At 73.3% G+C, this 25,163-nt stretch carries 17 protein-coding genes, 1 pseudogene and 1 riboswitch; of the genes and pseudogenes, 9 read left to right on the top strand and 9 right to left on the bottom strand.

Features of this window, described 5'->3' with window-relative positions; genetic code table 11:
* Nucleotides 1-313: 313 nt before the first annotated feature.
* Nucleotides 314-805, bottom strand: a complete 492-nt coding sequence (locus ACMA1D_RS27570) for an Asp23/Gls24 family envelope stress response protein (protein WP_414726717.1) — start codon at nucleotides 803-805, stop codon at nucleotides 314-316.
* Between the two features lie 630 nt (nucleotides 806-1,435).
* On the opposite strand from ACMA1D_RS27570, the gene ACMA1D_RS27565 reads away from it, so the two are divergent.
* The 6 genes from ACMA1D_RS27565 to ACMA1D_RS27540 all read left to right on the top strand — a co-directional run bounded on the left by ACMA1D_RS27565 (nucleotide 1,436) and on the right by ACMA1D_RS27540 (nucleotide 9,989).
* A complete protein-coding gene (locus tag ACMA1D_RS27565; protein WP_414726716.1) occupies nucleotides 1,436-2,089 on the top strand; it encodes a GNAT family N-acetyltransferase in 654 nt (217 codons plus the stop codon).
* A 750-nt stretch (nucleotides 2,090-2,839) separates the two neighbouring features.
* The gene (locus ACMA1D_RS27560; RefSeq protein WP_414726715.1) at nucleotides 2,840-3,751 is read left to right on the top strand and encodes a DUF6227 family protein; all 912 of its coding nucleotides are present in this window, start codon (nucleotides 2,840-2,842) and stop codon (nucleotides 3,749-3,751) included.
* Nucleotides 3,752-4,497: 746 nt separating this feature from the next.
* The gene (locus ACMA1D_RS27555; RefSeq protein WP_414726714.1) at nucleotides 4,498-5,652 is read left to right on the top strand and encodes a PP2C family protein-serine/threonine phosphatase; all 1,155 of its coding nucleotides are present in this window, start codon (nucleotides 4,498-4,500) and stop codon (nucleotides 5,650-5,652) included.
* A gap of 159 nt (nucleotides 5,653-5,811) precedes the next feature.
* Nucleotides 5,812-5,980: riboswitch (cyclic di-AMP (ydaO/yuaA leader) on the top strand.
* Nucleotides 5,981-5,991: 11 nt separating this feature from the next.
* A complete protein-coding gene (locus tag ACMA1D_RS27550) occupies nucleotides 5,992-7,362 on the top strand; it encodes a M23 family metallopeptidase (protein WP_414726713.1) in 1,371 nt (456 codons plus the stop codon).
* Nucleotides 7,363-7,546: 184 nt separating this feature from the next.
* Nucleotides 7,547-8,518: an aldo/keto reductase gene (locus ACMA1D_RS27545; RefSeq protein ID WP_414726712.1), complete on the top strand. Its 972-nt coding sequence runs from the start codon at nucleotides 7,547-7,549 to the stop codon at nucleotides 8,516-8,518.
* An 838-nt stretch (nucleotides 8,519-9,356) separates the two neighbouring features.
* On the top strand, nucleotides 9,357-9,989 hold the full coding sequence (locus tag ACMA1D_RS27540; RefSeq protein ID WP_414726711.1) for a helix-turn-helix transcriptional regulator: 633 nt from the start codon (nucleotides 9,357-9,359) through the stop codon (nucleotides 9,987-9,989).
* A 116-nt stretch (nucleotides 9,990-10,105) separates the two neighbouring features.
* Here the strand turns inward: ACMA1D_RS27540 and ACMA1D_RS27535 are convergent, their stop codons facing one another.
* From ACMA1D_RS27535 to ACMA1D_RS27520, 4 genes are all read right to left on the bottom strand, one after another.
* On the bottom strand, nucleotides 10,106-13,072 hold the full coding sequence (locus ACMA1D_RS27535; protein WP_414726710.1) for a Z1 domain-containing protein: 2,967 nt from the start codon (nucleotides 13,070-13,072) through the stop codon (nucleotides 10,106-10,108).
* 2 nt (nucleotides 13,073-13,074) lie between these two features.
* Nucleotides 13,075-14,121: a PD-(D/E)XK motif protein gene (locus ACMA1D_RS27530; protein ID WP_414726709.1), complete on the bottom strand. Its 1,047-nt coding sequence runs from the start codon at nucleotides 14,119-14,121 to the stop codon at nucleotides 13,075-13,077.
* Nucleotides 14,118-15,644, bottom strand: coding sequence for an ATP-binding protein (locus ACMA1D_RS27525; RefSeq protein ID WP_414726708.1), 1,527 nt, complete (start codon nucleotides 15,642-15,644; stop codon nucleotides 14,118-14,120). Before ACMA1D_RS27525 ends, ACMA1D_RS27530 begins: the two co-directional genes overlap by 4 nt.
* A 713-nt stretch (nucleotides 15,645-16,357) precedes the next feature.
* Nucleotides 16,358-16,657 (bottom strand): hypothetical protein, encoded by a 300-nt coding sequence (locus ACMA1D_RS27520; protein WP_414726707.1) that lies wholly within the window; start codon nucleotides 16,655-16,657, stop codon nucleotides 16,358-16,360.
* A gap of 367 nt (nucleotides 16,658-17,024) precedes the next feature.
* On the opposite strand from ACMA1D_RS27520, the gene ACMA1D_RS27515 reads away from it, so the two are divergent.
* Both ACMA1D_RS27515 and ACMA1D_RS27510 read left to right on the top strand, forming a co-directional pair.
* Nucleotides 17,025-17,771 (top strand): XRE family transcriptional regulator, encoded by a 747-nt coding sequence (locus ACMA1D_RS27515; protein ID WP_414726706.1) that lies wholly within the window; start codon nucleotides 17,025-17,027, stop codon nucleotides 17,769-17,771.
* A 2-nt stretch (nucleotides 17,772-17,773) separates the two neighbouring features.
* A complete protein-coding gene (locus ACMA1D_RS27510; RefSeq protein ID WP_414726705.1) occupies nucleotides 17,774-18,244 on the top strand; it encodes an NUDIX hydrolase in 471 nt (156 codons plus the stop codon).
* A gap of 125 nt (nucleotides 18,245-18,369) precedes the next feature.
* Here ACMA1D_RS27510 and ACMA1D_RS27505 read toward each other — a convergent pair whose 3' ends face one another.
* The 3 genes and pseudogenes from ACMA1D_RS27505 to trmB form a co-directional block, all read right to left on the bottom strand.
* A complete protein-coding gene (locus ACMA1D_RS27505) occupies nucleotides 18,370-18,984 on the bottom strand; it encodes a dihydrofolate reductase family protein (protein ID WP_414726704.1) in 615 nt (204 codons plus the stop codon).
* A 128-nt stretch (nucleotides 18,985-19,112) separates the two neighbouring features.
* Nucleotides 19,113-21,413: a PrsW family glutamic-type intramembrane protease gene (locus ACMA1D_RS27500; protein WP_414726703.1), complete on the bottom strand. Its 2,301-nt coding sequence runs from the start codon at nucleotides 21,411-21,413 to the stop codon at nucleotides 19,113-19,115.
* A gap of 264 nt (nucleotides 21,414-21,677) precedes the next feature.
* Nucleotides 21,678-22,607, bottom strand: a pseudogene (trmB, locus tag ACMA1D_RS27495) (tRNA (guanosine(46)-N7)-methyltransferase TrmB); the annotation flags it as partial.
* Nucleotides 22,608-23,096: 489 nt separating this feature from the next.
* On the opposite strand from trmB, the gene ACMA1D_RS27490 reads away from it, so the two are divergent.
* Complete coding sequence (locus tag ACMA1D_RS27490; RefSeq protein WP_414726702.1) at nucleotides 23,097-23,492, top strand: hypothetical protein; 396 nt, start codon at nucleotides 23,097-23,099, stop codon at nucleotides 23,490-23,492.
* Nucleotides 23,493-23,911: 419 nt separating this feature from the next.
* On the opposite strand, the gene lhgO is transcribed toward ACMA1D_RS27490, so the two are convergent.
* Entirely contained in the window at nucleotides 23,912-25,117 is a 1,206-nt protein-coding gene (gene lhgO, locus ACMA1D_RS27485; RefSeq protein WP_414726701.1) for an L-2-hydroxyglutarate oxidase, read from the bottom strand.
* Nucleotides 25,118-25,163: the final 46 nt, after the last annotated feature.

The raw sequence follows: 25,163 nt of genomic DNA, 5'->3' as shown, positions 1-25,163 counted from the left end.
GGCTGGGCGCCCGGGGGACGTGGGCCGGCGTGGGACGGGGACTGCGGGACGCCCGGGGTGCGGCGAGCCGCTGGCCGCGGCGGGTTGCCGTGGTGGGGCGCTGCGCCGCTGGCTGCTGGCTGCTGCGTGCCGCGTGTGGTGCTGTGTTGGCGGCGTGCTGCTGCCGGGTGGTGCGGCCTGCCGCGGGGCGTCGTACGGGGCGTCGGGCGGGGTTGTGGCCGGTCGGTCAGCCGGCCGGTCGCGGTGAGCGTGGGGGACGGGGCGGCCGGGCGGGGGTTATGGGACGGGTTACCTGACCGGTTACTGGGCCCGGTTACTGGACGCGGGCCTCGTCGTCATCCTCGTCGTCGAACGGCAGGTGCACGTCGATCACCGCGATGTTGACCTCGACCACTTCGAGGCCCGTCATGCGCTCGACGGCGGCGATGACGTTCTCCCGGATGTCGCCGGCGACGTCTGTGATCGGGACGCCGTACTCCACGACGATGTCCAGGTCGATCGCGGTCTGCCGCTCGCCGACCTCGACCTTGACGCCGCGGGCGACGTTGGGGCGCCCGCCGGGGACGCGGTCGCGGACGGCGCCGAGGGTGCGGGCGAGACCGCCGCCGAGGGCGTGCACGCCGGCGACCTCGCGGGCGGCCATGCCGGCGATCTTCTCGACGACGCCGTCGGCGATGGAGGTCTTGCCTCGGGTCGCGGGCTGGCTGTCGGCACCGGACGAACTCTCCAGCGTGGTACCGGCGGTCGGCTTGGTCTCACCGGTGCGGGGCTCGTTGATCGCGGCGGTGGCCGTCTTCGTCGTCATGAGGGTTGCTCTCCTTCGGATCTTTGCTGGTGTGCGTGGGTGTGCGTAGGTCTTGCGGGTTGCTGTGGTTGCTGTGGCTTGCTGGGTCATTGCGGCTGCGGTGGTGCCTGGTCGTGCGGGGTCGTGGTTCTGTTGTCCGTCGTCCGCGGTGGGTGCCGGGGCGTCTTGGGACGGTCGCCGTCCGGTGTTCGTCTTGCGTTCGTCCACCCGCCTCCGTACGCCGCCGTGAGCCGCCGTCGGTCGCTCCGCGGGCCCCCGGGGAGGCAACCGCCGGTGCGCCCGGACGACGGGACGCTGACGGGTACTTGGAACCCCCTTTGCCCCGAACGTCACGCAGGAATCGAGAATTTTCTGAGGACGGGTCACGCGCCGGCCGCCCGCGGGCTCGGCCGCCCGGCCCTGCGCCTTGCCCCCGGCCCGTCCCCGCCCGCCTCGCCCCGTCTCCGGCGGGATCGCGGCGTCAGGTCGGCGTCCGGGAGCGGCGGTGGGCGCCGGTGTCCGGATCGGCATCCGGTCCGCGCCGGTCCTGCGGCGCCGTGGCACCCGTACCGGTCACCGGCCGCAGGTCCGTGCGATGTCCCGCTCGTATTTTTACCGGCAGGAAACACGTGTTCGACACAATCGCGCCGCATGGAGATCGATACGGAGACGGGTGCGGGGAGCGGTACGGGTGTGGGCGGGGGCGTCACTGCGAGTAGCGCGGCCGGGGGCTCGGCGGGTGGTACGGCCCGGGGCTCGGTCGGCAGTGCGCTCGGTGGTGCGGCTGGTGGTACGACCGGTCGAGCGGCCGGCGCGGTCGATGACGCGGCCGGTGCGGCCGGCGAGGCCGGTGGCGTGGTGCTCGCCGAGGTGCCCTGGGCGCATCCGGACGCGGTCGCGCTGCGTGCCCGCCAGCGGGCCGAGATCGCCGGGCTCTACGGCACCCCGGACAGCGAGCCGGGGCCCGCGCCGTCCGCCGCGGACAGCGCTGTGTTCCTGGTGGCGTACGGGCCCGGCGGTGCGCCCGTGGGCTGCGGCGGGCTGCGTGCGCTCGGCGCCGGGGTGGGCGAGGTCAAGCGGATGTACGTGGTACCTGACCGGCGCGGTACGGGAGTTGCCGGCCGGCTGCTCGGCGGGCTTGAGGAGTGGGCGCGGGGGCGGGGCTGGGGCGCCCTGCGCCTGGAGACCGGTGACCGACAGCCGGCCGCGGTGCGCTTCTACACCCGCTGCGGCTATGTCCGGATACCGAACTTCGGCCCGTACGCGGGAGGTAACGCGTCCTGGTGCTTCGAGCGTCGGCTGTGAAGTAGGGGGTGGGGGCGCGGGCGGGGGAGCCCGGGTGGGCCGGCGGGTGGTCGGCGGAAGCGGCCAGGAGCGCCGCCCTGGCGCGGGTTTGCGCGGGCGAGGGCGGCCGGCCGGTCGCGGCGGGCGCACGGAACGGTGCGGTGGCGGGGTGCCGGACGGCCCCGCGGCGAGGGCGACGGGGCCCGGTGGCGGGGTGGCGAAGGGCTTGGCGGCGGGGCGCCGAAGGGTCCGGTGGCGGGGCGCTTCGCCCGTACGGTCCTGGGCTTCGCCGAGGGGCGATGAACCCCTGGTGCGGCCGTGGGGCCTGGTGGTCGGCGTGGTGGCGCGGTGCTGGCGGGGCGGTGGTGCGCGGATGGCGGTGCGGCAGGCCCCGGGGCGGGCGTACTACACCCCACGCGATCCGGGCGGGTGGCGGAGCACCGATTTCGCGTCAGTCTTGATCGGCCTCCGCCGCGCGCCCGGGGGCGGAATTTGCGGGTGAGCACGGGCAAACGCCGGGCGGGCCCGATCGGCATATGCCGGGGCCGGGGCGCACGCCGGCGCATCCGGAACCCGTCGCAAGGGGGTGACGGGGCGCCGGGCGGGCGGGGCGTAGGGGTGGCGCAAGCCATGGCGCGGAACCGTCGCACGGTGGCGAACCTGCGATGGCTTCCGGAAAACCCGTCCCGTGGCTCGTATCCACTTCGCTACCGTAAGTGGCGAGGGGGTCGCTGGGGGGCGCGGCGTGGCAATGGTCGGGAGGAGAGGAACGTGGGGCACGCAACACCGGGCGGCGAACATCCCGCTGAGCACCTCGACGGGCTGCTGGCCCGCGCCCAGAACGGCTTCGAGATCGACGACGCGCTGGCCGCCAGGTTGCGCGGCGCGCTGATGCACCAGTCGGAGCTGCGCTCCTGCCGCCAGTGCAACGGGCGCTCGACGCCGGTCGGCTGCAACACCTACCGCCACGTCTTCCTGCTGCCGGACGGGAGCAGCGAACTCCTGTGGGAGCTGGAGCACAACACCTCGCCGGTGTCCGACGCGGGCCCCGCGGCGCTGCCCCAGCCGCTGGACGGCGAGCTGCGCCAGGACCGGCCGGGCGGCGCGGAGGCCCCGGCCACCGAGCGCGCCCCGGCCGCGGTGACCGCCCCGGACCCGACCCCGGCCGCCCCGGCCCCGGTCAGCTACGAGCTGTACGCGGACGAGCGCTCGCTCGAAGTCGCCGAGCGGCGGATCCACGAGCGCATCGGCGGGGTGCTCTGGGACGAGCTGGAGAGCATCCCCTTTTGGTTGCCGGAGCAACTACGTACGCCGGTCGGCTCGTTCGCGCCGCAGCGCGCGTACGCGATAGACGACTCCGCCGACCACGCCCGCCGGGTGCTGCGCCGCGCGGAGAACCCGGACCGTCCGGGCGAGGACGTACGCGCCCTGCTGACCACGGCGTTCGCCCACGACATCGCCCTGGCCACCAAGCCCAGGCTGCGTACGGGCAACCCGGACACCACCTGGTGCCGCTACTACGAGCACGCGTTCTTGCTGGTGGGCGGGGACGAGGTGGTGCTGTGGGAGTTGGAGCACAACCTGACGTCGGACGGCCGGCTGGTGTGCGAGGTGTATCTGGACGAGGCGGCGGCGGAGTGCGCGGCCGACCGCCACGCCCGCGCGCTGGGCGTCGAGCTCTAGCGACCAGGAAGTCGTGGGCCGGTGGGGGCGGGTGACGGCCCGTCGCAGGGCGGAGCGGCCTCGCCCCCGCCGCCCGCGAAGGCCGCCCCCGTTCCCCGCCTCGGGTACCGCCGCCCCTCCCGACTGAGGCGGCTGCCGGACCCGTGCGCGCGTCCGGCTGCCGGACCCGCGCACACCCGCCTCGCCCTGCCTCTCTGCCCGGCCGGCCGCCGTGCGCGTACCTGATCGCCTCGCGCGCGTACCGGCTCGCCTCGTGTGCGTATCCGCCGGCCGTGGGTGGCGCCACCCGGTCGGCGTCCGTCGGCACGATCGTCGTCACCGCCCGTCGTCACCGACCGCGGCCGGCCCCGACCGTTCGCGTGCGGGACCGGGCTTGCGGCCGGCTGCGGCCGGCCCCGCGATCGTGGCTGTGGCTGTCTGGTATCCCGCCCGCCCCGCGGCTGCCCCGCCCCCTTCTGCCTCCCGGCCCCCTCCGATCCGTACGCCCGTTCCGTACGCGCATTCCGTACGCCCGCCTCGTCCGCCGCTGCGTACGCGCTCCGCCCCGGCGGTGAGCCGCTGGCTTCCGGCGCGGGACGCTGCCTCGTACGGGTTCCGTCCCGGGGGGTGAATAGGCCGCTTGGGGGGCTGGGGTCGCTCGCGAGGGGTGGGGGTGGGGAGGTTCGGGGTGGTGGTGGGAAAGGTGTGACGGATGCGGGTGAAGGGGGCTGTGTAGGGTGCGGGCCAGCCGAGAGCGGGAGCAGCGCGTGGGGAACCCCGGGTGGGACGGAGCGGAAGCGGAGTCGCCGCGCGCCGCGCATGCCCGGAATGTCCTGCGCTGGCTCCCCGCCGTCCTGCTCGCCGGCGGTGTCGTCTTCGACCTGCTGACCCCCTCGCACTACACCGCGTCGCCGTTCCTCACCGCCGCCTCGCTGATCGCCGCCCCGCTGTTCTCGCTGCGCTGGACGAGCGTGGTGGCGGCGACCGCAGTCGCCACCGCGGTCCTGCTGGCGTTCGCGCACAGCGCCGCCGACCGGGCGCTGTCGGTGACCGAGGTGGCGACCGTGGCGACCGTCGCCCTGTTCGCGCTGGCCATCAACCGGGTGGTGCGGCGCAACTACCGGCAGCTCGCCACCGTCCGGGTGGTCGCCGAGGCCGCGCAGCGCGCCGTACTGCCCGCGCCGCCGGCCCGGACGGGCGCGCTGCGGATCGCCGCCAGGTACGTCGCGGCGCAGACCGACGCCAGGATCGGCGGCGACCTGTACGCGGTGCAGGAGTCCCCGTACGGCGCCCGCGTGCTCATCGGGGACGTACGGGGCAAGGGCCTGGACGCGGTGGAGGCGGTCGCCGTGGTCGTCGGGGCGTTCGGCGAGGCGGCGGAGCAGGAGCCCGCGCTGGAGGGCGTGGTCGACCGGTTGGAGCGGGCGTTGGACCGGGAGGGCGACCGGCGGGCCGGGCTCGACCAGTTCGAGGGGTTCACCACCGCGGTCATCGGCGAGATCGACGACGCCGGCAGCGGCCGGCTCCGGCTCATCAACCGCGGCCACCCGCCGCCCCTCCTGTTGCTGCCCGACGGCAACGTACGGGAACTGGTGCCGGCCGCGGGCGCGCTGCCGCTCGGCATGGGAGACCTGGCGGCCTGGCAGGACACGGTGACGGAGACGGCGTTCCCGGCCGGTGCGACGCTGCTGATGCTGACGGACGGGGTGACCGAGGCGCGCGACGAGACCGGCCGGTTCTACGAGCCGACGCAGCGGCTCGGCGGCCGGCGCTTCGCCAGCCCCGACGGGCTCCTGGACACGCTGATCGCCGACGTGACGCGGCATACGCACGGGCAGCGAGTGGACGACATGGCGCTGCTCGCGCTGCGCCGGTCGGGCCCGGGGCTGGCCCGGCGCGGCGGGCGCGGCGATGGCCGTTGACTGCGCTGGGTAGTCGATCTTGACCAGGCTGCTGAAGTTCGGTAGGCGGTCCGGCAAAGGCGGTGCCCTATTCCCCAGAACAGCTTGGAATCACACCCGAGCCTCTATTAACGTTCGATAACGCAGCGCGGTCGTCACCGCCGCCGCAAGAGGCGGCTCCGTGCGCCGTCGCCGAATTCCTCAGGCACGACACCGCCGTTCCCGGCGGGGCCGAGACGAGGGAACCGGGGAACCAACCCTTGGGGTGAATCGGGTCGTCCACGGCCCGTAGGAGACCTTCCTGCTCCGAACCCGTCAGCTAACCCGGTAGGCGAGAAGGAAGGAAAGGAGCACGCCTCCGTGGCGTCCAACAGGTCTGCCTCCGGCCCGGCTTCTCCCGCGGCCGACCCCGCCGAACATGCCGGCGGTCCCTTCGCCGGGCACCCCGGCGGGCAGTTCGCCGCGCACCCCGGGGGCCAGGTCGCGGCGCACCCCGGTGGCCACCCCGACGGCCATCCCGGCGGGCTCCCCTTCGCCGGCCGTACGGACGAACTCCCCGGCGCGGCAGTCGAGATGACGGATGAGATGACGCTCGGGACGGCGCCCGGCGCGGCGCCCGAGCCGGCGCCCTGGGGCGACCCGCCACCCTGGGGCGCGTCCGAGGACGAAGCCCCGGGCAGCGCGCCCGGGGAGGAGTGGAACCCCACCGCCGAGAGCGTCGCCCCGGTCCGCGGCCGGCACCGGGTGGTGAAGCAGCGCGGCGGCTCGATGGCCCGCAGCGGTGCCGTGCTCGGCGTCGGGGTCATCGCGGCGGTCGGCGCCGGCGGCATGGCGAGCGCCAAGGACCGCCCGCAGGCCGCGCTGTCCGTCCCCGACCTCGGGGCCGCGGCCGACGCCCTCGTCGACTCCCTGCCCGACGCCGACCAGATCCCCGGCGTCGGGCCGCTGCTGGCGGACGGCGGCGGGCAGCCGGCGTCCCCGGTGCACCCGGCGGACCGTACGCCGCTGAGCCAGGCCGGGCTGACCGTCGAGGAGACGGCCAACGGCACGGCCAACGCGGGCGAGGCGCTGCGCGCCCGCATCCTCCAGCAGGCCGAGAACCAGCAGAACGCGGCGGACGCGGCCGAGCGCGAGGCCGCCGAGCGGGTCGCGGCGGAGCGGGCCGCGGCCGAGGCGGCGCGCAAGAAGGCCGCCGAACAGGCCGCGGAGCAGGCGAAGAAGCGGGCCGCCGAGGCCGAGGCCAAGCGCAAGGCCGAGGAGGCGAAGCGGGCCGCGGAGGCCAAGGCGGCGGAGGCCGCGCGCAAGGCGGAGGCCGAACGCCGCGCCAAGCTCGCCGCCAGCTACGCGCTGCCGGTCGGCTCGTACACGCTGACCTCCACGTTCGGCCAGGCCGGCGACATGTGGTCGGCCAACCACACCGGCCAGGACTTCGCCGCCCCGACCGGCACCCCGGTCAAGGCGGTGCACGGCGGCACCATCACGCAGGCGGGCTGGGCCGGTTCGTACGGCTACCGCATCGTCCTCACGCTCCCCGACGGCACCGAGGTCTGGTACTGCCACCTGTCCTCCATGACGCAGACCTCGGGCCAGGTCGGCACCGGCGACGTGATCGGCCGGGTGGGCGCGACCGGCAACGTCACCGGGCCGCACCTGCACCTGGAGGTCAGGCCGGGCGGCGGCGCGCCGATCGACCCCGTGGCGTGGCTGCGGGAACACGGCCTCCAGCCGTAGCGGGCCGGCGGGGCCGCGGGGCCCGCGGGCCGGTGGGTGGGGCGTGCGGCGCGGTGGCGCGTCCGGCTCGTGCGGCCGGTTGGTCCGCAGGGCGCGTACGGCGCGTACGGCGTGGGTGACCCGTACGGCGGATCGGCGGGGCGGGGCGGGAATAGGGCGCTGGGCGGGGCCGTTGGCCACGGGCATGGTTGAACACGTACCGAGCACACGGGCCCGCCTGATCGGCGACGTCGAGGTCTTCCCGCTCTCGCTGGGCGGCAACGTCTTCGGCTGGGGCGCCGACCAGGCGCAGTCCTTCGCCATCCTGGACGCCTACGCGGGCGCCGGCGGCAACTTCATCGACACCGCCGACGTGTACTCGGCCTGGGTGCCGGGCAACTCGGGCGGCGAGTCGGAGGCCATCATCGGCAACTGGCTCGCGGCGCGCGGCAACCGCGACCGGGTCGTCATCGCCACCAAGGTCGGCGGCGCCAGCGGCCCGGACGGCACGCGGCGCGGCCTGTCCGCCGAGGTGATCACGGCGGACGTCGAGGCGTCGCTGACCCGGCTGCGGACCGACCACATCGACCTGTACTACACGCACTACGACGACGAGTCGGTGCCGGTCGAGGAGTTCCTCGGCGCGCTGGACGGACTCGTCCGCGCGGGCAAGGTGCGGCAGATCGCGGCCTCCAACATCTCGCCGGCCCGGCTGACCGCCGCGCTCGACGCCTCCGAGCGCGAGGGCCTGGCCCGCTACGTCGCCGTCCAGCCGCACTACAACCTGGTCTCCCGCGACACCTACGAGGGCGAACTCGCCCAGGTGGTCGCCGACCGCGGCCTGGTCGCGGTGCCGTACTTCGCGCTGGCCGCCGGGTTCCTTACCGGCAAGCACCGGCCCGGGCGCCCGGCCGCTGACTCCGTACGGGGAGCGGCCGTGGAGCAGTACCTGACCGGCGAGCGGGGGCCGCGGGTGCTCGCCGCGCTCGACGAGGTCGCCGCCGCGCACCGGGTCGAGGTCAGCACCGTCGCCCTGGCCTGGCTCGCCGCCCAGCCGACGGTGGTGGCCCCCATCGCCAGCGCCCGCACGCCCGAACAACTCCCGCCCCTGCTGGCCGTCGCCGACCTGGAACTCACGCCCGCGGAACTGGCGGCGCTGGACGAGGCTTCCGCTTAGTGGTGGGTGGCGGGGCGGCGGGACGCGTGCGTGGTGGGGGGTGCGCGGCCGGCGGGGGCGCGTGCGTGGTGTGGGGTGCGGGGCGCGCGGCGCACGGCGGGTACGAGGCTGCCGCCGGGGCAGCGGGCCGCGGCGGGGCGGCGTGGGGCCGCTTCCGCGCCCCGGGTCGCACCGGCTCGGGAAACCCGTCGCGTCCGGTGCCTTTCCGCCACGTTTCCCCGATGCGTACGGCGAAGTGAAAAACGGGCACCGGGACTGTCCGCATTTCTCAGCAACGGGCAACTCGACGTGGTTGAAGGGCAATCCGGCGGGGCCTTGGGGGCACTGTTGGATAGCGTCGGGGACAAGACTTCTTCCCCTGCTGGGGGAGGGGGGCCGGTCGCCGACCGGCGGGGCCGCGCAACCGGGCAGCCCAACTGGCATACGGGCAAAGGGAAAGCGGCAATCACTGGCCGGAGAAGCCCGGCTGGCCTGGCCGCAATGCGCCGTATAGCGGCCGGATTACGCGCAGCGGACGCGTACTTGGCTTCCAGTGGGACCTTAGTGTGAACCTCTCCATTCCGCCTGGGAAGCGTTCACTTACGCGGTTCGAACATTGCTTAGCCGGCTTAAGAAGTGACGAGTACGTGTGCTAAGTTCCGGCTACTCGATAGGGCTGCTGAGGGCCGGTGCCGATCGACGTCTGACCAACGTCGAAGGGGCGCCACGCGCTGAAGTGATGGGATCGTTCGGCTACGGAACGTGTGCGAATCGCCGGGCGTCTCCGCTGGCTCGGCCGTCCCTGTTCAGGCGCATCGGCGGTTCGCCGTCGAGCTGACTCCAGGCAAGGGGATATGCCATGGGTCGCATTGTTCTCGTCATCAGTTCACCCTCGCTGCACCGGCGCGTCGGCGACGCGCTGACCGCGCCCGGCTGGGGCGTCGCGTCCTGGGCCAAGACGGCCCGGGGCCGGGAGACCCCCGCGGTCGACGTGGCCGTCGTGGAATCGCGCGCACTCGCCGCCGAACCCTCCCTCGCCCGACTCGGAATGCGGGTGATAGCGCTGGTGAACGGCGTGGGCGACCCGTTCTGGCGGTCGCCGTGGCGGCAGTCGGTGGCCGGCGTCGTCGACCGCGACGACCCCGACCAGGGCTATGTCGCCGCGGTCCGCGAGGTGTTGAACGGCCGCGGCTGGATCTCACCCGAGCTGGTGTCCTGCGCGCTGGCCACGCCCGACGGCCCGCAGCAGCGCACCACCGCACCACCGCCCCCGGCGGCCGGCCGGCTCACCGGCCGGGAGGAGGACGTGGCCCGCCTCGTCGCCGAGGGCCTGTCCAACCCGGAGATCGCCGAACGGCTCAACGTCGAGCTCAGCACCGTCAAGTTCCACGTCTCCAACGTGCTGCGCAAGCTCGGCTGCCGCAGCCGCGCCCAACTCGCCGCCGTCTTCCACACCTACGACGTCGCGGCGCGGGCGACCGTACCGCTGTAACGGGGGCCGCGCCGTACGGGGCCGCGCCGTACGGTGCGTACCGCCGCACCGGGCACACCACGCCGGTGCGGCGGACCGCAGCCCCGCCGCTCACCGCCCGGGCAGGCGCGGCCCCCTCACCGCTCGGCCGGCGCCGCCAGCACGTCCACGATCGGCGCGTCGCGCAGCGCGGACACCTTCGCGCGGAAGTGCACCAGGCGGCGCTTGGTGTCGATGGCGCTCTTCGGCGGCAGCAGCGCGAAGGCCATGATCACCCGGGTCGCGTCGGCCTTGCCGCCGGTGATGACGTCGCTGACGTCCCGGTCACCGGTGATGTCGAGCACCGGATAGACGAGCGCCACCCCGCGCGACGGCGTGACCAGCGACGCCGCCGTGCCCGCCGCGGCCACCAGCCGCTCCGCCGCCACCCGGTGCTCGAAGCCGGTGACCCGGCTGAACGCGTCCCGGTACGGCGCCTTGCTGCGCTCCACGAGCGAGAGCGGCGAGGAGCCCAGGATGGTCGCCGCCAGCCGCTCCCTGGACATCCGCTGCGGCGCGAGCAACAGCCAGTCGTCCACCCGCGCCAGCCGGCCGTCCAACTGCTTGAGGTAGGTCAGGTGCGGCTGGAACAGATCGGGCCGGTTCCACTCCAACTGCTCCAACACGCTCACCAGCAGCCCGTGCGGCAGCACCGCCGTACGGGCCCGGAACCTGCGCGTCAACTGGCTGGTGGAGTCGGGCGGGTTGGTGAACTCCTGCTCGGGGCCCTCGCTCAACTCCTTCAGCAGCGGCTCCCACCGCTCGGCGTTGCGCTTGACCGCGGCCGGCGCGCCGGCGTACGCGGACGGCTCGATCCAGGCGCCGGGCGAACGGATCTCGATCAGCTCCGCGTTGTACATCTTGTTGGCGCTCGTCGGCTTGAGCCAGGACAGGTGCTGCGCCACGAGCGGCGGCACCTGCGCCGGCGTGACCTGCGGCTTGCCGTCGATCAGCGGCGCGTACCGGTTCAGTTCGGCGCGGAAGCTCTCCTCGTCCCGGCAGACCGCCTCGAACGCGTCGTACAGGTCGATCTCCTTGCGTCCGTGCGCCTCGCCGCGGCTGATGTACAGCCGCACCAGGTCCCGGTAGCCGGTGCGGAAGCCGAACCAGCGGCCCATCTGCATCAGCGTGTCGGCCTGCGTCGTGGTGCGCCGGTAGTAGGAGATCGTCAGGCCCTCGACGGTGAAGCCACGGGACAGCTTGGCGCCGCCCACCAGGATCTTCCACAGCGAGCGCTTGTCGAAGTCGGCGGCGCCCTGCTCGATGTCCTTGTCGCTGTTGACGACGAGGACCGGGTTCTCGTCGCCGCCGATCCGGATGCAGGCCGCCCCGACGTGCGCGGCCACGTCGGCGAAGCTGCCCGGCGTCGCGTACCCGTCCGCCCGGGCCGCCGAAACCGGCGCGAAGTCGGACTCGAAGAGCGCCCGCAGCCGGGCGTGCCCCGAGGGGCCCAGATAGCCGGCGGAGTGCCACAGCCGGGTCAGCCGCTCGGCCAGCGCCCGGTGGTCGGCCGTGCGCACCGACTCGTGCACCAGCATCGTGTGGTGCGGATAGGTCACCCCGCGCGGGTCGTGTTCCTCCCGGTAGAGCTTGATGGCGGCGGAGAGCACGAAGGCGTCCATCGCCTGCTGGAGCGAGTCGTCGTCCTCGCCCGCGGCCGGCGGGATATCGCGGATGTGGGCCTTGCCCTGCGAATTGGCGTACGTGCGCTCCGACCACGGAATGTCGGAGTCCAGGTCGTGGAAGGCCCGGATGCCCATGTATCCGGCCGGCGCCGGCAGCGAGACGATGAAGTCCTTCGGGAAGATGTCCGCGGTATCGCTCGGGTCGATGAAGACATTGGCGAACGGGGTGGCCGTGTACCCCACGTACTGGGACCGCGGCAGCAGCGCAAGCAGGCTGGAGACCAGCCCGTTGATGGCGGTCCGCTCGGCCTTGCCCTCGCGCAGTTTCCGCGGGTTGGAGGTGTTGACCGACGCCTGGTCGGATTCGTCGTCGATGATGAGGACCGGAATTTCGGCCAGCGGCGTACGGATCTTCTTCAGATCCTTGAGGAGTTTCGTCAGGACGGTCTTGTTCTTCTTGACCACCATCAGCCGGGCCGCACTCCGGTGCAGATTCCGCGGGTCGTACAGCGGAAGCGCCGGCTCCTGCTTCTCGAATTCCAACGCCGTAATGCCCTGGAGCAGCCGCTTGTAGTCGTTGTCGCGGGTCGTCATCCGCATGATGTCGAACGCGCCGAGCACCGAGGGCACCCCGCCGTGCGCGAGGAACCCGCCGCGGTGCCACTCCGGGTCGTCCGCGTAGTCCGACTCGATCTCGTCGCCGCCGCGCAGGATGTTCTCCCGCCCCACCAGCTCCATGTCCAGGCGCCGCTGCGTCTGCTGGCGCAGCAGGTTGAGCGTGCCGGCCAGCACGATCACCAGCCGGTACCCGGAGTCGATGGCCTTGGCGATGACGCCGGTGAAGTTGGCCGTCTTGCCCGACTGCACGTGCCCCACCACCAGCCCCTTGGACTGGTAGACGGTGCTGGTCGCCGGGTCGGCCAGCCGCTCCACGACCCGGTCCGTCGCCTCGTCCAGCGCGGCCAGCGCCGCCGCCGGCCACCCCTTGCGCTCCAGGACCCGCTGGTAGGCCGGCCAGTACCAGGTACGGCTCTGCTGCGCGGCCGGCGTGTACCAGGGCGTGAACTCCGTACTGATCACCGTCGGCGCGTCCGCGACGGCCACCGGCACCAACTCGGTCAGCACCGTGCGGGTCTCGGCGGCCAGCGCCAACAGTTCGTAGATGTCCGCGCGCCGCGCCTCGGTGCACGGCGGCGCGGTCGACCACGCCGGGGACTGCGCGAAGTCCCAGGCCGTCACCGCCCGCCGCCACATCTCCACCAGCGGATGCCCCGCGTACCCGGCGAGCAGCCGCGTCCGGAAGCCCTCCTCGCTGGTGTCGGGCGCCGGGCTCACCCCCTGCGCCCAGGCGCGCAGGCCGTGCGCCAGCGGCTGCGGCCCGGCCTGCCGCAGCCCGGCCAGGACGATGGAGTGCAGCCGCTCGGTGGGGTCGTCGCTCATGGTCAGGTGCTCCGATGCGTGGGGGCGGGTCCGCCCGCGTCCGGCGGCCCCGGGTCGTCGGGGAACCGCAGCGCCGGCGGCGCGTCCACGGCGTCCGGCAGCCCGGTCAGGTCGATGCCGTAGCTGAGCGCCACCAGCCGCTGCCGCGCCTCGCCGTCGAGGGCGGCCAGCGCCTGCGGCCCCAGCCGCGGCACCCGCGGGTCGGCCGCGCTCAGCACCAGCGGCGCGCTCCGCAGCGACCACCGCTCCGGGTCGGGCGCAGCCGCCAGCGGCCCCAGCCAGTCGCACCTGGCCAGCAGCTCCGTCAGGCGCTGGCTCAGCTCCGGCGCGTGCTGGGCCACCTGCTCCCGCACCTCCCGCACCCGCTCGCCCAGCGAGTGGCCGGCCGAGCCGCCCCGGGTGAACTGGAGCGAGAGCAGCCACAGCGGCCGGTTGCCGGTCGGCACCAACTGGGTGGTGCCGCGCACGCTGTGCACCCGCCGCTCGCCCGCCGTGCTCTTCACCTCGACGTCGTACTCCGGCAGCCCGAAGTCGTGCTCCTCGCTGTCGGGCCCGCGCCACGAGGTGAGCGCCACCGGCCAGCCGACGTGGTGCGCGAACCACTCCAGCGCGTACAACTCGCCGAGCAGCCCGATCCGCTGCTCCTCGCCGACCCGGCGGGTGCGGGCCAGGAGTTCGGTCCAGGACGCCAGCGTCTCGGTGAACGCCCTGGCCGGCCCGTACCCCTCGCGCCGCACCCGGTCGGCGATGCCCTGGAGCAGGTCGTGGAAGTCGCGGAACAGGGACCGCTCGGCCGTGGCGACCTCCAACATCCGCCGCCCGTGCGCCTCCACGGGGCGCACCACGACCGCGGTCAGCCCCGACAGCGGCACCCGGTCGGTGGGCCCGAGCGCGATCCGCAGCCCGGTGCGCGCCCCGTACGCGTCCACGAAGAACTCGATCCGCGGCTCGCCCGCCAGCGGGATCAGCGCCGGCGTCCCGTCGTCCACGTACCCGGCGACCGTCGCCCACTCCACGTGCGGCGTGCCGACCGGGGGAGCGCCGGTCACTGCTCGTCCATGCGGTCCAGCTCGGTACGGGCCGCGGAGAGCAGGATGCTCTGCCAGAGCTGGAGGTTGTCCTTCTCGCGCGGCCCGCTGTACTCCTTCTCGAAGACCTGGTGCAGCAGCAGGTAGAGCAGCGACTTCACCATCGGCGCGTCGTTGAGGCCGCCGCGCCGGCCGCCGAGCAGCGCCGGCCGGTACGCCTTGTTGAGCAGGATGGCGCGCTCTTCGCGGTCGATGTTGAAGAAGACGTCGCTGCCCAGCTTCTCCCAGCGCAGCGCGATGGGCTCCTCGCCGGGCAGCAGCGGCAGCTCCTCCTCCACGGTCCGCTTGACCTCGGCGGGCATCCCCTTGCCGGGGCCGATCACCGGCTTGCGGTCCACACCGGCCCGCTTGCGCGCCTCGCGGTAGGTGGCCTCCGCCGCGTCCAGGTACTCCTTGAACGCGTAACCTCCGGCGTCCTTGGCGTCGTTGAGGGAGGTCGCGAACGCCGGCGACGCCTCCACGCCGGCCTTCTTCACGGTCAGCCGGAACGCGTCGCCCCCGTCGGCCGGCAGCTCCACGGCGACCCGGGCGAGCGCGAGGTGCGCCTCGGGCTGCCGGAACCCGTTCCAGCCGCCGGCCTGCACCAGCCGGTCGTTGCGGTAGAAGTAGAAGCCCTGCTTGTCCAGGACGGTGCCGACCGCCCGGTACTCGTCCAGGTTGGACTTGGGCGTCCACACGTGGCCGGTCAGCGGCACCCCGCCGACGCCCTCCACATCGGCCGTGAACACCCGCGGGAAGCCGGCGCACCCGGTGACCGGGTAGCCGAACGGGTCCAGCGACTCCACCCCGAAGTCCATGTACACGGTGCGGGTCTGCACGTCCTCCACGGCGATGGTGATGTTGAAGTCCTCGCGGGCCAGGAACCGGTGCAGGAACAGCCCGAGGTGCAGGCCGAGCCGCGGGATCATCCGCGTCAGGTACCGGTCGGTCTGCCCGCCCCCGCCGTGCTTGGGGAAGTCGCGCACCCCGTCCCACCGGACGATGGTGCCCTGCCAGGTGATGGGCTGCCCGTGGTAGCGGTCCATCAGGTCCTGCGCGTACCCCGGGTCCACGATGTCGCAGTGGAACCCCTCCTTGGCGTGCGCGGTCACCCACCGCCGGCCCACCGCCCGGGTCCGCTTGGTCTTGCTGATGACGGTCACCGAGTCGGCGTGGCTGAGCGAGGCGGCCTTGAGCCCCGTACCGAAGATGCCGAGCGACTTCTCGTCGTACTCGCGCCGCCCGCCGACGGTCATCGCGACGTCGAGCGCGTCCTCGTCCATCCCCCGCCCGTCGTCCACGACGAGCAGGCTGACGAGTTCGTCCCCGTTGCGTAAGACGTGGATGACGACGTCCTTGGCGCCCGCGTCGATCGAGTTGTCGATGAGGTCGGCCAACGCGACCTCGAACCCGTACCCCTGACTGCTCAACGCGTCCATGTAGCGGGGGTCCGGGGGCAACTGCTTGCTGCCGGTGATGGGAACTTCAAAGTGCCAGTCGCTCATGGCGTGCCTACCTCAGAAACACTGCTCGCAACGTTCCCCGCCCGACGGAGGCGGTGGGGGGTGAGGCGCACGTCGGAGGGTTTCTGGGATCGGAAGAGACTGTATCGGATGGGCCTTGGAACAGGGAGAAGTCGGGGAAAGTCAGTTTTGGGGGGCTGGGGGGTTTGGGGGGCTTCTCGCCGAGCACTGTGTGCGGTTCGCCCGCCGGCGTGTGCTCACCGCCCTCGACGGCGACGGGGGAGTGCCACGCCGAGGGGGTTGATGCCCATCACCGCTCACCCTGCCACAGGACTGGCGGCGGGGCGTTGCTCATCCTCGCGTGCATCGCCTCCACAAGGGTCACGTCGGCCAGGTCGAGCAGGGGCACCCAGAGCAAGTGCGAGTCTCCGCACTCGCCGCACTTCGGCAAGGTCGCGGTGGGAAGCGGTCCGCCGTCGAAGACCAACACGAGCTGATCCGCCTCTAGAGGGTTCGTGGCCGGTCGCTGGTCCATCGCCAACAGACGTGGCGGCGCGGCGCACGACAAACCGAGTGCTGCTGCTGCCCGCTCCGTGGCCTGCTGGACGTCCTCACCGTGCCTGACGATCACGGCCGGGGGCTCAGGCTCGCTCTGTCCGTATCGGACTTGGAGAACCCGAGGCCAGCCGTACGACGTGTCGAGCGGGTTCCGAGAGTCGGTCGGTAACCAGATCAAGAGGTTGACCCAGGTCTGGCTATGCGCCATCGCGCGCGCCCCCTTCGATCAGCCGCGCCGGAAGGTCGGTCTCCTCGGGGGTGCGGTCCCTCACTGTGCTGACCCCTGCTCGGCCGTACCCGTCAGCCCACGCCCACCCGTGCCTGGACGCGACCCGGAGACGAAGACGGTTGGCGGTCAACACGTCGTTGATCAGAGCCTTGGGGCACCACAAACTCTCCTCGAAGTCGAGCTGGAACGCGGTGTCGGTGACGGGGGCCCACACCACATCCGGCGTACCTAGGGAGCCGAACGAGACGACGTAGAACCGATGCGCCACCCCTTCAACTACAACCCGCAGCCGACCGGTGAGCGCCACGTGTGGCATCACACGGCATCGCCCCCGCCCGGGGCGGTGAGGTTGGAGAGGTCGCGCACGGCCCGGTGGTCACGGTCACGGTGGATGCGAAGAACGGTCAACAGTTCCTGGAATCGACCTCGTGCATGAACGGGGCGAGCGCGTTCCATCCCAGCGCGCAACGCTTCGCAGAGCGGGCAGCCGCGCGGTGGCGTGATTGCTGTATTCGTCACGTCACTGAGGGTTGTTGCTTGCTGGGGATCTTGGAACCTCCCGCAAGGGACGCTTCGGACGTCCCTGTGGTGGTAAAACGTCCGTAGCGACGTCCGACCGGCAAAGGGGACACTGCGTGTCAAACGAGCGGCTGCGGAACGCGCTTGTGGCCGGCTGTTGGACTCACGGCAGCTTCGCGCAACAGGTCGACGTCGACCCGAAGAGCGTCGAACGCTGGGTCAACCTCGGCCGCGTGCCCCGTCGCACAACAGCCCTGCGCGCCGCCGAGATCCTTGGGGAAGACGTGCACGCCCTTTGGCCGACGTTGCGACAGCCGCGGCGCGGCGGCGCCGGTAGTGCAGAACTGGTCGCACTCCATGACGCCCGAGCGGACGTGCCGGTCTCGACGTATGTCGAGTTGCTGGCATCCGCGCAGCGTGACGTTTCCATCCTGGTGTACGCCGCCGTGTTCCTCCACGAGGCGTACCCCAGGTTGAACAACCTCCTACAGGAGCGTGCAACGGCCGGTTGTGCGGTGCGCATTGCCATCGGTGATGCCGACAGCGCGAACGTGCAACAGCGCGGAGAGGAAGAGCAGTTCGGCCACGGCATCGAGTCCCGCTGCCGCCTTGCCCTCCTGCACTATCAACCTCTGCTTGGGGTTCCTGGCATCGAGCTCCGGACGCATGGCACGACCCTGTACAACAGCATCTACCAAGCGGATGACCAGATGCTGGTCAACGCTCACGTGTGGGGCACGAACGCATACCGGGCTCCGCTGTGGCATCTCCAGCGAACTGGTGCGGGTGGCGTTTTCGACACCTACGCGGAGAGCTTCAATGCTGTCTGGGCGACCGGAACCCCGATCTCGGCGAAAGGCTGACCATGGCGCGCACCGAGTACTACGACGACCCGCACGCACCGCAGCCGAACAGCATGGTGGTCGCCGCGTCAGCCGTCGTCACAGACGGCGAGGGCCGCATCCTGCTCCAGCGGCGACGGGACAACGAGCTGTGGGCCCTGCCCGGTGGTGGGATGGACTTCACCGACTCGCTGCCCGGGTGCGCGGTGCGTGAGGTCAAGGAGGAGACGGGGCTCGATGTGGAAATCACCGGGTTGGTGGGGACGTACACCGATCCGCGGCACGTCATCGCGTACACCGATGGCGAAGTGCGTCGGCAGTTCAATGTGTGCTTCCGCGCGCGGGTGATCGGCGGGGTGTTGGCCGTCTCTGACGAGTCGACCGAGGTGCGCTTCGTCCACCCGGACGAGTTCGACGCACTGCCCATGCATCACACCCAGCGGCTGCGGCTGGGGCACTTTCTCGAAGACCGGCCGGCGCCGTACCTCGGCTGACCCGCGTCCGACCCGCGCCGTACCACTGCCGGCCGCGCCCTGAACGCACCGCGGCCCGGGCACGCCGGGCGACCGCGTATGGGTCGTCCCAGCGGGCCCGGGCCGGCTGGCTGGTGGGTTCGGGGTTACTCCGTGGCGCCCCCGTACGTGCCGTGTTGCGGGAGGCCCGCCGCCTCGAAGGTGTGGATCGACAGGCCGGCCGGGGTGGTCTGGTGGTGGACCAGGCGCAGGCCCGCGGGGGCGCCGCCGACGGGGAACAGGCGGCGGCCCTGGCCGACCACGACCGGGGCGATCGCCAGCCGGATGACGTCGACCAGGCCGGCGGCCAGCAGCGACTGGGCGAGGTCGGAGCTGCCGTGGACCTGGAGTTCCCGGCCGGGCTGCTGCTTCAACTCGGCCACCTGGGCGGCGACGTCGCCGGAGAGGATCGTGGTCGGGTTCCAGTCGGCGCTGGTCAGGGTCTGCGAGGCGACGTACTTCGGCAGGCCGTTGAGGATCGCGGCGTTCGGGTGGTCCGCCATCTTCGGCCAGTCCCGCGCGAAGTTCTGGTACGTACGGCGGCCGAACAAGAACGCGTCGGCCTGGCTCAGCCACTCGCTGGCGACCTGCATGAACTCCTCATCCAGGTGCGGCACGAACCAGCCGCCCTGGGTGAAGCCGTCGCTGGTGTCCTCGTCCGGGGCGCCCGGGCCCTGCGAGACTCCGTCGAGGGTCAGGAATTCCTGTACGACCAGCTTCATCGAGCACCACTCTTTTCGGCTGTGACATCCGGAGCGACCGCGGGGGTCGGGGAACGTTGAAGGTCCCCTCACCCTAGACGCGGTGGGAGCGCGATCACCTGACCGACGGTCCGCATGGTGGGCGGGTGTTACGGCCGTCCCGGCGGCTGGTTCCCGTAGCCGTTGGCCGGGCCGTGGCCGGTGCCGTGGGCGGGGCTGGGGCCTGGGCCGTGCGCCTGGGGTGGCCAGGTTCCCGGCTGGTGGGGTGGTGGCTGATGGGGCGGCTGGTGCGGGGGGCGCCAGCCGGGCGGGGCGGGGACCGGCTGGGGGGTCTGCGGCCAGCCGGCGGCCGGGGGCGGGGGCCAGGGCGTGCCGTACCCCGTGCCGTAACCGGAGCCGGGAGCCGGCGCGGGGGCGGTGCCGTACGCGGGGCCGGCGGCCGGGTACGCGTGACCCGGGGTCGGGTAGCCCGTGGGTACGGGGTAGCCCGTCGGCGCGGGGTGACCGGCGGGCGCCGGGTGGCCGGGGGTGCCGTGGCCGGGCGGCGGAACATACGTCGGCGGCGGCGCGTAACCAGGTGGCGGCGCGTACGTCGGTGGCGGCGCGTAGCCGGGGACCGGGAATCCGGGGCGCGGGTGGCCGAGCGGGGGCGCGTACCCCCAGGGCGGCGGGGGCGGCGGGACCGTCAGGGCCGCGTGGGCCAGTGCGGGCTGGGCGATCTCGCGGCGCTGCCAGAGGCGGTCGAGCAGGTCGCGCTCGCGGGTGGCGAAGTCGGGGCCGGCCGTGCCGCGGTAGGCGCGCTGGCGCAGGAAGGCGAGCGAGGTGGCGCAGGCGGTGTACTCGGCGACCGCGCGCGCCGCCGCCGGGCCGCGGGTGCGGCGGACCAGGTCGCGGGCTATCGCACGGGCCCGCATCGAGGACAGCGCGACCGGCTCGGGCGGGGTGATCCACCCCGTCACCTGGTACGCCGGGAGCTGGGCGCGGATGACGCGCAGCCCCTTGCCGCGGGACCAGATCGTGAACCAGGTCAGCAGCGCGAACAGCGGCACCATGCACAGCCCGTACACGGCGAGGAAGCCGTAGCCGCCCATCGAGGCCGAGCCGTTCCAGGTGGCGTGCAGGCCCATCGACGCCAGCAGCCCGGCGATCGGGATCAGCACGCGGCGCACCCGCTGTCGTGGCGGGCAGGCCGCGGCGATGCCGAAACAGATGCCGGTGACCGCGGTGAACAGCGGATGCGCGAACGGCGACATCACGGCCCGGATGAAGAACGTCGCCGCGGTCGTCGACTGCAACCCGGAGTAGCCGAACTCCTGGTCGCTGACGAACGCATTGCCCAGGTAGAGGATGTTTTCGGTGAAGGCGAAGCCGGTCGCCGTGATGCCGGCTATCACCACCCCGTCGACCACCCCGTGGAAGTCGCGCCGCCGGAACAGGTACAGCAGCAGGATGGCGGCGCCCTTCGCGGACTCCTCGACCACGGGCGCGACCAGCGTCGCACCCCAGGTGTCCCGGTCGTGCGAGGACGACTCGGCGACCGTTGTCATGATCCAGTCGGTGGCGAGGCCGTTGGCCAACAGCGCGACCAGCGTCGCGGCGCACGACCCCCAGGCGAAGGCGAACAGCAGGTTCCGCCAGGGTTTGGGCTCGACGCCGTCCGCCCAGCGGAACGCCGCGATCAGCAGCGGTACGGGCAGGATCGCGAGGCCGAGGCCGACGAGGAAGCCCTTGGTGCCGGTCTGCTCCCGCACCAGCGCGAGGATGACCAGCCCGGACAGCGCCAGCAGCACGATCAGCGCCGCGGCCCGCACCGCCCGGCTGTCCCGCAGCCGCTCCCACTTCTCCCAGCCCCCGGCCCACTTCCGCCGCCACCGCCCGCCGTGCGCGTCACCCGTGGCGCCGTAGCCACCGCTGGGGGGTGGTTTGGGGGCGTACGTGTGCGCGTAGGCGGCGGTGTCGTTCGGGTGTGGGTGTGGGTGTGGGTGTGGGTGTTGTGGGTTCGGGTGGGGGGTCGCGTGCGGGGCTGGGTGTGTGGCCGTACCCGTGACCGCGGCTGTGGCCGGGGTCGTGGCTGCGTACGAGTCCGGGGCCGGGGGCTGGTGCTCGGGTGGCTGTGGGGGCTGGAGTGGGGGCGTGGCCGGCTGCTTGGGCAGGGGCCCGGGTGGCGTGTGGGCCTGGGGGGCCGTGACCGGTTCGGTTTGGGGCGCCGGGGCCGTCGGCGCAGCCGGTTCGGGCTGCTGGGCCTGCCCGGCCTGCTGGGCCTGTCCGGCCGGCTCGGCCGGTTCGCTCTGCCCGGGTGGGTCGGCCGGCGCCGGCTGCGCAGCCCGTTCGGCCCGGGCCGCGCTGGCCTGCTGCGTCCCGTCGGTCACCCCTTCCACGGGGGCCGCGGCCGGCTCCTGGCCTGCGTGGCCTGGTGCGGCGGGGTGGTGCGGGGACGGGGACTCGTGCACTCGGCGACCCTAACGAAGGGGGCAGTGGTGGCTCTCCGGATTATGCCCGGCCGCTCACGGTCGTGCCGGGCGGTCGGCGGCGTCGACGGCATCCGACGCCGTGCGGGACGCCGCACGCTCCGTCACGCCGCCGTCGGCCGCCGGACGTGCCTCGTCGGAGGCGGTGCGACCGGCCTCTGCTGCGGTGCGCCCGGCGTACGGGAGGTGTGCTCCAGGGCGCGCGGGGTGCGCTCCGGTGGTGTCGACCGCCGGTACGTCCGCGGCGCGCCGGAACAGCAGGTCCCGTACCGCATGCCCCTTCGCGATGCCCTGACCCTCGAACTTGGTCAGTGGCCGGAACGCGGGCCGGGGTGCGAAACCGCCGTCGGGCTGCGTGTTCTCGAAGTACGGGCTGGCGGTCAGCACCTCAAGCATCTGGTCCGCGTACGGCTCCCAGTCCGTGGCGCAGTGCAGCACCGCACCGGGCTTCAGCCGGGACGCGGCGAGCGCCAGGAACTCCGGCTGGATCAGCCGCCGCTTCTGGTGCCGCTTCTTCGGCCACGGGTCGGGGAAGTAGACGCGCAGCCCGGACAGCGCCTCGGGGGCGAGCATCTCGCGGAGCAGGATGATCGCGTCGCCGTTGGCCACCCGGACGTTCGACAGGCCGGCCCGGTCCACCTGGGCGAGCAGATTGCCCTGGCCGGGGGTGTGCACGTCGGCGGCGATGATGCCGGTGCCGGGATCGGCCGCCGCCATCTGCGCCGTCGCCTCACCCATCCCGAACCCGATCTCAAGCACCACGGGCAACGCCGGGTCGCCGAAGAGTTCGCCCAGGTCGATGCGGTGCAGCCCGTCGATGTCGAGCCCCCACGTGGTCCACAGCCGGCGCAGCGCCGTGCCCTGGCCGGGGGTCACCCGGCCGCGGCGTGGCCGGAAGGAGCGGATGCGGCGCTCGTGGTGCGAACCGGCCGGATCGACGGCCGGCCCCTCCGGGAACCGCGGCACCCGGGGCTGCGCCGTGGCACCGGTGGTGTCCGCCGCAGCCGTCTCGGCCGGTGCGGCCGTCGCGGGCGTCGTGCTCGTCGTGGGCTCGGCCGGTACGGCCTGCGCGGCGGGCGCGGGGCTCGCCGGGGTGGCGGGCGCGGCGTCGGGCGTCGGCCCCGAGGTGCTCGGGCTGGGCTGCGGGTGCTGCGGGGCAGTGTGATTCTCGGACACAGTGGTTCGATTCTACGGGCCCGGCCCACACCGGCCCGGCGTGTCGGTAGGGGTCCCACCGCGACCGGGGTTTACTGGCCGGGCGCACATGCCGGAAGGGTGTGCGGGGCGGGTGTGTCCGGGCGCGCAGGGGGTGCGGTCGGTACGCGGCCGGCGGCCGGACAAGGGGCTGCGGCCGGGCGAGGGCCGGCGGCCTGCCAAGGGCCTGCGGGGCGCACGAAGACCGTGGGGGCGGGCGTGGCGGACGACGGCGGCTGGCCAAGGGCCGCGGGGGTAGGGAGACTGCGGTCGGGCGGGGCCTCGGGGGCGTACGGATCCGGTGCGCCGGGCGAGGGCCACCGCCGTACGAAGACTGCGGTCTGACGGCGGTCTGACAAAGGCTGCGGTACGCCTGTGACAAAAGTGGCCTCGTGAGGCGACCATAGACACAGGGTTTGTCAGGAACATGTGTGACGTTGACAGTTGAGAACGAGCGCACGGGAGCGAGGGATGACCTGGGACCCGGTTGAGGTACCCGAACACGGTCGGCGTGGGGGCCTGTGGTTCAGTCCACGGCCCGAGCGTCGGCCCATCCCGGTGATCAGCCCGGGTCGGCCGCGCTGGCCGCGCCTGATCACCGCACTGATCGCGGGTGCGCTCGCCACCACGCTGCTGGGCGCGGCCGGTGACGCGTTCGGCGAGGAACGGCACGATCCGGCCCGCCGCATTGGCGGTGGCCACGCCGCCCGCCCCACGCCAACCGAGCCACCCGACGGCCCACCACACCGCCCCCACCCGTGGTACGCCGACACACCCGACAGCACACCCGACAGCACACCCGGCGGGGCACCCACCGCAGCGCCAAGTCACCCACTCCCCGCCGAGCCCGGCGACCACCACGGTTAGCGACCCCAGCCGGCGCCCGCGACCCCAGCCGGCGCCCGCGACCGCGGGCGGTGACCGCCGTGGGCGGCTGCCTTCGTGGGTGTCGATCCGCGCCAGCGGGACCGCCCCCCCCCGCACACCGCACGGCCAGGCGGACACGAAGCGGGCCAACCCCGTCCGGGGCCGACCCACCCGGGAACGACCCACTCCGGGACCACCGACCCACCCCGGGGTCGAGCTGCCCCGTGATCAACCCGCCCCCGGAATGACCGACCCCAGGCGACCCGCCCCGGGAACAACCCACTCCGGGATCAACGCATCCCAAGGCCGGCCCCGCACGGCTCAGGCTGCCCCGGACCCGGATCCGGACCCGGACCCATACGCCCAGCAGCCCGTCCGCTCCCCGGCGCGCGGCCGGTTCACCGGTGCTTCAGGGAGCTTCACAGGTGTTTCAGGGAGCGCCTGGCGACCTCGCGGCCGATGGCGAGGGAGGCCGTGGCCGCGGGGGACGGGGCGTTGAGCACGTGCACCATGCGGGGGGACTCCTTGAACAGGAAGTCGTCGACCAGCGTGCCGTCGGGGAGCAGCGCCTGGGCGCGCACCCCCGCCGGCGCGGGTATCAGGTCCTCGGCCGTGACGTCGGGCAGCAGGCGCCGCACGGCGCGGGTGAAGGCGCGGCGGGAGAGCGAGCGGTAGAGCTCGCCCACGCCGTACTTCCAGTGCCGGCGGGCTATCTGCCAGGAGCCCGGGTACGCCAGCGTGGCCGCCAACTCGCGGGGGTGCACGGTCAGCCAGCCGTACCCCTCCTTGGCCAGCGCCGGCACCGCGTTGGGGCCGATGTGCACGCCGCCGTCGATGCCGCGGGTCAGATGGACGCCGAGGAAGGGGAAGGCGGGGTCGGGCACCGGGTAGACCAGGCCGCGCACCAGGTCCGTGCGCTCGGGGCGGAGCTCGTAGTACTCGCCGCGGAACGGGATGATCCGCATGCCCGGGTCGTCGCCGGCGAGCCTGGCCACCCGGTCGCTGTGCAGACCCGCGCAGTTGACCAGGGCGCGGGCGCGCAGCACCTCGCCGGCCGCGGTCCGCACCGCGACCGCCGTGGCGCGCCGGCCGATGACCGACACCTGCGCGCCGTACCGCACCGAGGTGCCGGCGTCCTGGGCGAGGCTGGCGAGTTGCCGCGAGACCGCGCCGTAGTCGCAGATGCCGGTGGTGCCCACGTGCAGTCCGGCCCGGCCGCGCACCGCCGGTTCGTACGCCGAGATCTGGGCCGGGCCGAGCTCGCGCACCGGGATGCCGTGCTGCCTGGCGCGCTGGGCGAGGCCGTGCAGCCGGGGCAGTTCGGCGCGCTCGGTGGCGACGATCAGCTTGCCCGTCACCTCGTGCGGAATGTCGTACTCCGCGCAGAACTTCACCATCTCCGCCGAGCCCTGCACGGCGAACGCCGCCTTGAGCGAGCCGGGCGGGTAGTAGATGCCGCTGTGGATGACGCCGCTGTTGCGCCCGGTCTGGTGGCGGGCCGGGCCCTGCTCCTTCTCCAGCACCGTGACCCGGGTCCCCGGCGCGGCACGCGTGATCGCATACGCCGTCGACAGGCCGATGATCCCGCCCCCGATCACCAACACGTCCGCGTCGTACCTCACCACGTCACCTCCCCAGCGCACCCGGTCATGGCCCAGCTTCCCCGATCAG

This window comes from Streptomyces sp. 796.1 (assembly GCF_047525675.1).
Classification (GTDB): Bacteria; Actinomycetota; Actinomycetes; order Streptomycetales; family Streptomycetaceae; genus Streptomyces.
The sequence above is the reverse complement of the archived record's forward strand: the minus strand, read 5'-3'. Positions and strand labels throughout refer to the sequence as shown.

Coding starts and splice junctions, on each gene's coding strand:
- ACMA1D_RS27570 (WP_414726717.1), bottom strand. CDS start 805: ATGACGACGAAGACGGCCACCGCCGCGATCAACGAGCCCCGCACCGGT.
- ACMA1D_RS27535 (WP_414726710.1), bottom strand. CDS start 13,072: ATGAGCGACGACCCCACCGAGCGGCTGCACTCCATCGTCCTGGCCGGG.
- ACMA1D_RS27525 (WP_414726708.1), bottom strand. CDS start 15,644: ATGAGCGACTGGCACTTTGAAGTTCCCATCACCGGCAGCAAGCAGTTG.
- ACMA1D_RS27505 (WP_414726704.1), bottom strand. CDS start 18,984: ATGAAGCTGGTCGTACAGGAATTCCTGACCCTCGACGGAGTCTCGCAG.
- ACMA1D_RS27540 (WP_414726711.1), top strand. CDS start 9,357: ATGGGTCGCATTGTTCTCGTCATCAGTTCACCCTCGCTGCACCGGCGC.
- ACMA1D_RS27510 (WP_414726705.1), top strand. CDS start 17,774: ATGGCGCGCACCGAGTACTACGACGACCCGCACGCACCGCAGCCGAAC.
- ACMA1D_RS27565 (WP_414726716.1), top strand. CDS start 1,436: ATGGAGATCGATACGGAGACGGGTGCGGGGAGCGGTACGGGTGTGGGC.
- ACMA1D_RS27490 (WP_414726702.1), top strand. CDS start 23,097: ATGACCTGGGACCCGGTTGAGGTACCCGAACACGGTCGGCGTGGGGGC.
- ACMA1D_RS27545 (WP_414726712.1), top strand. CDS start 7,547: ATGGTTGAACACGTACCGAGCACACGGGCCCGCCTGATCGGCGACGTC.